This window comes from Treponema primitia (genome assembly GCF_046533075.1).
Taxonomy (GTDB): domain Bacteria; phylum Spirochaetota; class Spirochaetia; order Treponematales; family Breznakiellaceae; genus Termitinema; species Termitinema primitia_B.
The window spans coordinates 24,737-32,419 of record NZ_JAJQRB010000023.1 but is presented as its reverse complement, the minus strand read 5'-3'; the positions used below and the strand labels follow the sequence as shown (position 1 = coordinate 32,419).

Genomic DNA, 7,683 nt, shown 5'->3' with positions numbered 1-7,683 from the left:
TCGCTGGAGGAGACCCGCAGGGGCTCCGCAAGCGAATTCTACTTGCGTGCTCGGTTGGGGATGCCCCTCCCTCCGCCCGTCTTTGCCGATTACACATAAAACGACATAAAATAACAAAAAATAACTAAAAAACCTTCTTCAACGCCGCCTCAACCAAAGACGGCACATACCCCGAAAGGTCCTTGTGAAACGAAGCCAGCTCCTTAATAGCCGAAGAACTTACCTGGGCATACCGGGGAGCGGAGGTCATAAACAGGGTCTCCATATTCGGGTATAGGGTTTTATTCCAGAGGGAAAGGTCAAATTCGTAGGGAAAATCGACCGGCCCGCGGATACCCCGGATGAGTACCTTGATGCCCCGGGCTTTCATAAAATCCACCGTAAGCGCCCCGGAACTTTCAACGGTAATATTTTTCCAAGGTTTGACCAGCTCCGAAACCATGGATAATCGCTCTTCCAGGGGGAAAAGGCTCTTTTTTTGGCGATTTTCGGTAAAAACCACGGTCAACTCGTCAAAAAGAGCGGCTGCCCGCTCAATTATATCAAGATGGCCGAAGGTAGGGGGATCAAAGGATCCGGGAAAGGCAGCTTTTAACATACGATTATCACTTTAGGCTTTTTTTTTACTATTTTCTAGTCTTTTACAAAAAAAAGGGATATGCTAGAATGGAGGTTGATATGAAAGCTCTATTAATTATTATTTTATTATTAGGTATTTTTTCGTGTACCAGTAAACCGACGCCCCAACCTGAAGTAATTGTCCGGGAGCTTGAGACGCCGAAACAGGAGGAGCCGGCGGTGGTTCAAACCCCGGCGGCAGTAGTTGTGGAGGAAAAGGCAGTTGTGGAGGATGTCGTAGCTGTGGAAAATACGGCGGATTTTGATCCCAAGAGCATAACCAAGGAAGAGTTTAATTCCACCAAGGAGGAGATGCAGCGCCTTATCGAAGATATTAATCGGATTATCCGGGCAAAGGACTATGCCAAATGGATTAATTACCTGGCGGATGATTTTATCCAAACCATCAATTCACCGGCTTTTTTGGCGGAGCTTTCCGAATCGTCCCGGCAGTTGAAGGGCCAGAATATCGTTCTTAAGACCTCTCTGGATTATTTTACCTATGTGGTGGTTGCCTCCCGGGAGAATATCAGGACAGACGCATCCCTTGACGATATCGAGTTTTTAAGCCATAACCGGGTAAAGGCTTATACTATAAATGCCCGGAAACAGCGTTTACGGCTTTTTGAATTTGTGAGGGATGGTGGCGCATGGAAAATTGCCTTTTCCGGCTGAGTTTTCAGGAGGGATTTGCATTTTACGATGCCCCGAAGACGCCATGAATAGGAATTATTCGGGGGATTTAAATAAATAATAGGAGGAGTTATTTGATGATAACTCAAAAACGTGTTTTAGCGGTAGTTGCCGCAGGACTTTTTACGATATCCCTGGGGATTGCACAGGAGATGTCCGTTGAAGAATCTTATCTCCAGGAATCTATTGAAAATATGATTATCCGGGAGCAGAGCCAGGCTGATGGACGGGATACGAAACTGGTTGCCCTGGAATATATCGCCGACGCGATAAACCATGGCAATACCAGCGAAGATGTGCGGACGGCCCTTGAATACCTTTCCTTGGAAGGACTTACCAACCAAGTTCGGGAAAACGGCAGGCTGATGAATAACTTCCCCGATGTCCGGGCTCGAGCAGCGGCCTATCTTGGGGAAATCGGTACTCCGGAAGCTAAAAACACCCTTCTGAAGATCATGTTGGCGGAAACGGAACCGATGGTGCTTACCGAAGCGGTTAAATCGCTGGCAAAAATCGGCCTTAACGACAATGAGGAAACGGCAAACACCATCTCCTGGGTAGTGACCCGTTTTGATGTGCTCAACCCGGATAACCTTCTGGCCCTTTCCGCCCTTGAAGCCTTCGAGATCCTGGCGCAAAAAAATGGCGGTTTAAAGGATCCCTCTGCGGTAAGGACCATACTCCGTATTGCCGACGGACATTACATTAAACCGGTTCAGGACCGGGCGCGGCAGCTGATTTTTGATCTGCGGCAGTACAGTAAATAATTCGACCGGATACCCTGACAGGAGCGTGTAGGATATGGCCAGTGCAACAACCGGAACGGCGAACAACTTTCTGGAAAAGTACGGTGATCGGACCATTACCTGCACCCCCTATGCGCTCTCAAAGTTGGGGGTAGAAAAAAACAAGTGCTTCTTCAAAATAGAAGAATACAGCATCCTCTGTATCCCCTTTCAGTTTGGTTTTAAGCGGTCCCTTTTTCTCGCCACCATTACCCCGCGGGAATTGATCTTTTTTCAGAAGTATGTAAATACCATCATCGGCCTTTCTATTTCCTTTGTCCCCCCCAACCGGTCGCCGGCTAAGTTTTTGCTCCGCTGTACCCTTAATTCCCTGGGGCAGATGAAGGGCCGGGAAAATGTGGGGCTCTTTGTGGCGGATTTTAAAACCAACCCGGAGGAATTAATCATACTGCTGGGCGGATTTCTGGAAACCCAGGACCGGCTGCAGGTCCAGTATGAAGAATACGGAAGCATGTTGATAAAGATGACATCCCCGGTGGCCAAACAGCTGGGGTATAATCTGGAATCGGTGATCTCCGAACCGGGGAAGGAGACACGGAAAATACAAATCCTCAGCCTGACTTCCAAGAGCATTGAACACATGGAAGCCGAAGGGACGCCTGTTCGCCTTCCCGGAACCCCGGTGACCTATGAAGTTATTTTTAAAAAAGCCCGCCTGTTCCTGACGGGAACCGTGGCCTCCGCCGATATCCTTCCCCAGGGCCCGGTCCGGACCGTATCAAACCTCACTTATTCGCCGGAACTAGTAGAAATAATAGATGACTACTGGTACACTATCAGAAATCCGGTGAAGATTGCCAAATGATTCACCCCTGAATCGGAGATCACATGTCAGATATAATTGAACCCCGAATTTTGAAGGGTTTTCGGGATTTTCTCCCCCCCTCGGAGATTGAACGCCGTTTATTGCTGGAAAAGGTAGAAGAATCCTTTCGTTCTTTTGGATTTGTCCCTATCGACACCCCTGCTCTGGAGTACGCAGAAATACTTCTGGGAAAGGGCGGCGGCGAGACGGAAAAGCAGATCTACCGCTTCACCGATAACGGCGGCCGGGATGTGGCCCTCCGGTTTGATCTAACCGTCCCTTTTGCCCGTTTTCTCGCAGAGCACCGGGAGGAACTATCCCTGCCCTTCAAACGTTACCATATTGCCAAAGTCTGGCGGGGAGAAAATACCCAGCGGGGCCGGTACCGGGAATTTACCCAGTGCGATTTTGATACCGTGGGCAGCGATACTGCCGCTGCGGATTTTGAGATACTCCTGATGATCCAAAGTACCCTGAAAAATATAAACGCCGGGGAACTGACCATCCGGGTCAACCATCGGGGTTTGTTTAACCGCTTCCTGGGCAAGATTAGTGTCTCGGATAAATCGGTAGAAATACTGCGGACCGTGGATAAGCTCTCCAAGGTCGGACATGATGCTACGTTAGAAACCCTGGAAACCCTGGTGGGATCTGAAAATGCCCGGAGCATCCTGGACTACATAGCGCCCCGCGGAAGTTTTGAGGAAACCCTTGCGGCACTCACTAAAGCTGCGGGGGGGCCCTGCCCCGAATCGGAACGGCTCAGCCTGATCCGCCGCTTTATGACCGATACGGGGACCGCAGATTCCTTCACCCTGGACCCCTCGATTACCCGGGGCCTTGATTACTATACCGGGGTGGTGTACGAGACCTTCCTCAATGAGCTGCCGGGAATCGGTTCGGTATGTTCCGGCGGGCGCTACGACGATCTGGCGGGGCTCTACTCAAAAGAAAAACTAAGCGGGGTAGGCTCCTCCATAGGATTGGACCGGCTTATCGCCGGCCTGGAAAGCCTGGGCAAACTCAAAGGCAGGGGAAGCTACGCCCGGGCTGCGGTGGCCTGTATCAGGGAAGAGGATGGCGGGATAAGCCAGGGGATCGGGCAGAAGCTTCGGGAAGCGGGGATTAATTGCGAAGTATTCCTGGACGAAAAAAAACTTACCCAGCAATTTATATTGGCGGAAAAAAAAGGGATCCCCTGGATGATCATACCGGATGGCGGCGCCCTTACCCTGCGGAACCTTGCAGCCCGGAAAAACAGTGAGGGGCTTGCCCTGGATAGTATTATTGAATTACTAAAAAAAGGAGATATATCATGAACTATCAAACCAAGAGGGTCCTTTTCGGCCTTCTCCTGGCAGCATTTCTGTCGGCGCCCATCTTTGCCCAAAGCCCGGCGGCCGTGGAAACCCTGGAACAATTGGACGGAGAAGCGGCAAAACTGGGCGCCGCTATTATCCAAAAGCTGGGAACCCTTGGGACCGGTCTCCGGATCCGGTTTGGCGAATTCTCCTTTGAGGGGAGCGATACAAGCCTCGGAACCTATCTGACAAACCAACTTGCCGCCGTCCTGGTCAACCAGGGGGGCAGCGGGTATACTATCATCACCGGTCCTGTTACCGGAGCCGCCGGTGAAAACGCTTATACCCTAAGCGGGGAAATCCTGCAGCTTGGTTCCAATATACGGGTTTACACCAAGCTCACCCGTTCCCAGGATTCGTCCCTGAGCGCCGTATGGAACACCGATTTTGTGCTGGGTTCCTTTATAGAGGATCTGACCGCCGTTTCTTCGTCATCATCCTCAGGCCGGGTCCGGCGGGACAGCTACGAGACGGACAGCAGGGATGCTCCCGTGACGGCGGCGCTCGGCGCCTGGATATCCCGGACCATTCACGAAGGGGATGAAGACTGGTTCCAGGTAAGCTCCGATAGGGCCGGACAACTGGTCCTGGAGACCGCCAACAGTTCCTTTGACCCGTATATGGAGTTATACGACGAATCGGGTCACAATCAGCTTGATGAGAATGATGACAGCGGTGATGGTTCCAACCCGCGCATTGAAGTTAACGCCGAAGCAGGCCAGATTTTTATTGTCAAAGTCCGGGGTTATGGGTCCGGCGAAACCGGGGACTACCGTTTCCGGGCAAGCTTTGAAGCGGTGGAGGAAGATGCAACCGAACCCAACGATTCTATTGAACAGGCCACGCCTCTTGAGCTGGGTTCAGAGCCGGTTACCGCTTCGCTCCGGAGCAGATCCGATGTTGACTTCTACCGCCTGGAAATCCCCGCCGCCGGCCGCCTTAAGGTCTATACTGAAAGCAGAATGGATACCCTCTTAACCCTTTACGATGGGGAAGGCGAAATACTCGACGAGGATGACGACTCAGGTTCCGGCAGCAACGCCCGTATTTCCCGGGACGTTCCCGCCGGAACTGTCTACATCAAAGTCAGGGGCTACGAGGGCGAACGGGGAAGCTATACGCTGCACCTTGAATTCTAAGCCCAGGTCTCCACGGCTTTTTTAAAGGCTTCCCCGGAAGAGCGGATGACCGTTTCGTCCACACAGTAGGCGAAACGGAGCCAGCCGGGTTTGCCGAAGCCGCTGCCGGGGACACCCAGGATCAGGTACTGCTTTAAGTGGTTCACGAAGGCGCCGTCATCACCCACAGCGTTACTGTCAATGCCTTTTTTGGGCGGTACTTTACAAAACAGGTAAAAAGCGCCCTCGGGTTCCGCATAGGGGATGCCCGCTTTATCCAAGACTTCCTTAAAGGCGTCCCGGCGGCGGGCGTAAATTTGTACATTCACCGATTCTTCCGTAAGCTCCGCCACGATACGCTGCATCAGGGCCGGGGCGTTCACGTATCCCAGAACCCGGGTGGCATAGATCAGGCCATTCAGGAGATCCTCCTCGTCCTGGATGCCGGGGTTTACCGCGATATAGCCGATCCGTTCCCCGGGCAGGGAGAGGCTCTTGGAGTAGGAAGTAACGCTGATGGAATTCCGATAGGTCGAAAGCACAGGCGGGGTTCCGCCGGGGATGTAGATGATTTCCCGGTAGGGTTCGTCCGCCACCAGGAAGGGATAGCGGCCGGTTTTTTTGCCATGGGCTTCCAGGATTTCAGCCAGAGCCGTTAGTGTTGCTGCGGGGTAGACCCGGCCCGTGGGATTGTTGGGTGAGTTGATCATCACCGCCGCAGTTTTTTCGTTCAGCCCATTCCGGATGGCCTCCAGGTCGAGGTTGAAATCCGGCAGGGAATCCACCTCCCGCAAAACACCACCATGGTTGGTCGTATAGGTCCTGTACTCCATAAAATAGGGCCGGGGTACAAGAACCTCGTCCCCGGGGTTGAGTATGGTCTTGAATACCACATTGAGCCCTCCGGCAGCGCCCACGGTCATGATGATGTGGGACCCCTCCAGTTTGACCCCCTGCTCCCGGGAAGCCTTTTTCGCCAGAGCCTCCCGCACCGCCGGGAAACCCGGGTTGGACATATAGCCGTGGGAGCCCTTGGTTTTGCCCTCCGCATCCTCCTGGGCAAGGCGCAGGAATACCCGGTGGAAAGCCGGTGGCGGCTCAACATCAGGATTCCCCAGGGAAAAATCAAAGACCTTATCGGCGCCGTACTGTTTTTTTAAAAGATTTCCCTCCTCAAACATCTTGCGTATCATGGAGGATGAACTTAAGGCGTTTTTTACGCCCTTTGCTATGGCCATAGGTTTCTCCTTATCCGTATCTAATTTATTATGTAGTCTACCACAAACCCACTCAGTAATGCAAAGAGGATGGTAAAGATTATGTAGAGAATGAAATTCTTCATCCCCAGGATAATCTTTACTGCCCCCAGGTTGGTGATCTTTGTTGCCGGACCGGTGATCATGAAGGCCGTAGCGGAACCCATGCTCATTCCGGTCTGGAGCCAGCCCAAAAGCAGCGGGATGGTACCGCCCCCGCAGGCGTAGAGGGGCACCCCGATGGTAGCGGCCATCAGGAGACCGAAACCCCGGTTCCCCCTGCCGAATAGCTTTGCCATGGCGTCCGGAGGCACATAGCGTTGAAACAGGGCGGAAAGGGCCACGCCGATAACAAAATACAGGGCGGTGGCCTTGAAGTTCCGGCCTATGTTTTTCAGGAGCCGCAGGAAAATATTCGGATCCGTATCCCGATTTACGGTTTTACCGAAGCTTGTAAAGCTAAAAAATCGCCGGTTCTTATAAAAGATACGTATACAGAGCCCCGCAACGGCGCCGCAGAGGAAACAGGAAACAAGGCGGATGATCATGGCGGTACTGCCCAGGGCGGCGCTGTAGAGGAGCAGTTGGGGGTTGAGGAGTATGGAGCTCATCATAAATGCGGCGAGCCAATCCTCTTCCATACCCTGCTCAGCGAAGGAGGCGGCGATGGGTATGGTTCCGTACATGCAGAGCGGCGAGGCGATACCCAAAAGGGACGCGGGGACGAGCCCCAGGACACCGAGCTTTCTGGTACGCATGGCGGCGAACATCCCATGGATCTTCTCCTTGCCGAAAACGGAGATCAGGGAACCCAGAACCATGCCTAAGGCATAGTACCCCGCAATCTGGCCGAATTGCAGGGAAAAATAACTCCAGAAATAGGTCCACTCCCTAAGGAGCAGCTCCCCTAGCCCAATATCACCGGTCACATCTTTTCCTTATGTATCAACGATATCTACGCCTTATAGTACATGCTGCGCTGTGATTTATTCAATCTAGCAGCAGCGTCCTTGGATAATTCAAGTT

At 52.5% G+C, this 7,683-nt stretch carries 8 protein-coding genes; 5 read left to right on the top strand and 3 right to left on the bottom strand.

The window, feature by feature from the left end; all coding sequences use genetic code 11:
* Nucleotides 1-124: 124 nt before the first annotated feature.
* A complete protein-coding gene (gene coaD / locus LQZ19_RS04635) occupies nucleotides 125-598 on the bottom strand; it encodes a pantetheine-phosphate adenylyltransferase (RefSeq protein ID WP_411046487.1) in 474 nt (157 codons plus the stop codon).
* Nucleotides 599-678: 80 nt separating this feature from the next.
* On the opposite strand from coaD, the gene LQZ19_RS04630 reads away from it, so the two are divergent.
* From LQZ19_RS04630 to LQZ19_RS04610, 5 genes are all read left to right on the top strand, one after another.
* A complete protein-coding gene (locus LQZ19_RS04630; RefSeq protein ID WP_411046486.1) occupies nucleotides 679-1,293 on the top strand; it encodes a hypothetical protein in 615 nt (204 codons plus the stop codon).
* A gap of 95 nt (nucleotides 1,294-1,388) precedes the next feature.
* Complete coding sequence (locus LQZ19_RS04625) at nucleotides 1,389-2,078, top strand: HEAT repeat domain-containing protein (RefSeq protein WP_411046485.1); 690 nt, start codon at nucleotides 1,389-1,391, stop codon at nucleotides 2,076-2,078.
* Between the two features lie 34 nt (nucleotides 2,079-2,112).
* Nucleotides 2,113-2,922, top strand: a complete 810-nt coding sequence (locus LQZ19_RS04620; protein WP_411046484.1) for a PilZN3 domain-containing protein — start codon at nucleotides 2,113-2,115, stop codon at nucleotides 2,920-2,922.
* A 23-nt stretch (nucleotides 2,923-2,945) separates the two neighbouring features.
* A complete protein-coding gene (gene hisS / locus LQZ19_RS04615; protein ID WP_411046483.1) occupies nucleotides 2,946-4,241 on the top strand; it encodes a histidine--tRNA ligase in 1,296 nt (431 codons plus the stop codon).
* Entirely contained in the window at nucleotides 4,238-5,422 is a 1,185-nt protein-coding gene (locus LQZ19_RS04610; protein ID WP_411046482.1) for a PPC domain-containing protein, read from the top strand. Before hisS ends, LQZ19_RS04610 begins: the two co-directional genes overlap by 4 nt.
* On the opposite strand, the gene LQZ19_RS04605 is transcribed toward LQZ19_RS04610, so the two are convergent.
* Together LQZ19_RS04605 and LQZ19_RS04600 are read right to left on the bottom strand one after the other, a co-directional pair.
* On the bottom strand, nucleotides 5,419-6,639 hold the full coding sequence (locus LQZ19_RS04605; RefSeq protein ID WP_411046481.1) for a pyridoxal phosphate-dependent aminotransferase: 1,221 nt from the start codon (nucleotides 6,637-6,639) through the stop codon (nucleotides 5,419-5,421). The genes LQZ19_RS04610 and LQZ19_RS04605 overlap by 4 nt on opposite strands.
* Nucleotides 6,640-6,659: 20 nt before the next feature.
* Entirely contained in the window at nucleotides 6,660-7,586 is a 927-nt protein-coding gene (locus LQZ19_RS04600) for a permease (RefSeq protein ID WP_411046480.1), read from the bottom strand.
* Nucleotides 7,587-7,683 lie beyond the last annotated feature (97 nt).

Excerpts from the sequence above, each read along its gene's own strand:
- LQZ19_RS04605 (WP_411046481.1), bottom strand. The coding sequence starts at position 6,639 with ATGGCCATAGCAAAGGGCGTAAAAAACGCCTTAAGTTCATCCTCCATG.
- hisS (WP_411046483.1), top strand. The coding sequence starts at position 2,946 with ATGTCAGATATAATTGAACCCCGAATTTTGAAGGGTTTTCGGGATTTT.
- coaD (WP_411046487.1), bottom strand. The coding sequence starts at position 598 with ATGTTAAAAGCTGCCTTTCCCGGATCCTTTGATCCCCCTACCTTCGGC.
- LQZ19_RS04625 (WP_411046485.1), top strand. The coding sequence starts at position 1,389 with ATGATAACTCAAAAACGTGTTTTAGCGGTAGTTGCCGCAGGACTTTTT.
- LQZ19_RS04620 (WP_411046484.1), top strand. The coding sequence starts at position 2,113 with ATGGCCAGTGCAACAACCGGAACGGCGAACAACTTTCTGGAAAAGTAC.
- LQZ19_RS04610 (WP_411046482.1), top strand. The coding sequence starts at position 4,238 with ATGAACTATCAAACCAAGAGGGTCCTTTTCGGCCTTCTCCTGGCAGCA.
- LQZ19_RS04630 (WP_411046486.1), top strand. The coding sequence starts at position 679 with ATGAAAGCTCTATTAATTATTATTTTATTATTAGGTATTTTTTCGTGT.